Origin of the sequence: Verminephrobacter aporrectodeae subsp. tuberculatae At4, assembly GCF_000193225.1 — a bacterium.
Classification (GTDB): Bacteria; Pseudomonadota; Gammaproteobacteria; order Burkholderiales; family Burkholderiaceae_C; genus Acidovorax; species Acidovorax aporrectodeae.
In genome coordinates this window covers 1-900 of record NZ_AFAL01000170.1, presented here as the reverse complement: position 1 = coordinate 900, position 900 = coordinate 1, and the positions used below count along the sequence as shown (strand labels likewise).

Here is a 900-nt window from a genome sequence, read left to right as displayed (position 1 = left end):
GCGCCGGCAGCGGTCGGTCCTGCCACAGCACGCAACCCGCGCGCCCGGCAAAGGGGCCGCCCTGCGCGGCGAATGCGGGATAGGCGTGGAGCCGCTCTGCCACCAGGGCCCGCAGGTCCTGCGGCCCTGCCGCGTCGGCGCAGGCCCCGTCGAGCAGATGGGCAAACTCGCGCCCGCCCATGAAGCGGGCGGTCGGGGTCAGGCGGCCGGTGACGTCCACGTTCGCCAGCATGTCCTGCCCGGCGACCAGCGCGCTCGCGGGCGCGCCGGGCGCCATGAGCACGGTCCAGGTGCCCGAGGACACCAGCGTGAGCGCGGGCAGCAGGGTCTGCTCTGCCTGAGCGGCACCGTCCAAGGCGCCAGGCAGATAGCGCGCCAGGCAGGCGTTGCTGTCGTGCACGCCGACGTGCACCCGGGCCGCAGCGGGCAGGCCCCATGGCGCTGCCACGTCGGCGCGCACCGGGCCCAGAACCTCCCACGCCGAACGCAGCGGGGCAAAGCGCTGCGCCCAGCCCCGGGCGCGGGCGAGGCGCGAGAAATCGCCGGTGTGCGGGTTCCAAAGGTGCGTGTGGCAGCCCAGCGAGGACACTTCGCTGCACGCCACACCGCTGAGCCGCCAGGCCCAGTACTGCGCGTACGGCACCAGGCAGCGCGTGCGGCGCCAGGCAGCGGGGTGGGTGTTTTCCATCCACCAGAGCTGGCGCGCGGCGTTCAGGCCGGCGGGCAGTTCGGGCGAGAGGGTTTCGCCAAAGTCGTTGCCGGCGGCAAAGTCCTGCGCCGCTGCGCCGTCGAGCGCGGCGTATTCGTAGTCCAGCGGCTCCCAGGCCAGGCCCGCGTCGGCGCCAGCGCCGTCGAGCGCCACGAGCGCCGCGCCATGCGTGCACGCAATCACGTGGCCGC

The 900-nt window shown here is 74.7% G+C and carries 1 protein-coding gene; it reads right to left on the bottom strand.

Translation table 11 applies throughout. The annotated features are described in order from the left end of the window. Positions 1–900: FGGY family carbohydrate kinase (locus tag VTU_RS25840; RefSeq protein ID WP_010101724.1), on the bottom strand; the 900-nt coding region annotated here is incomplete at both ends.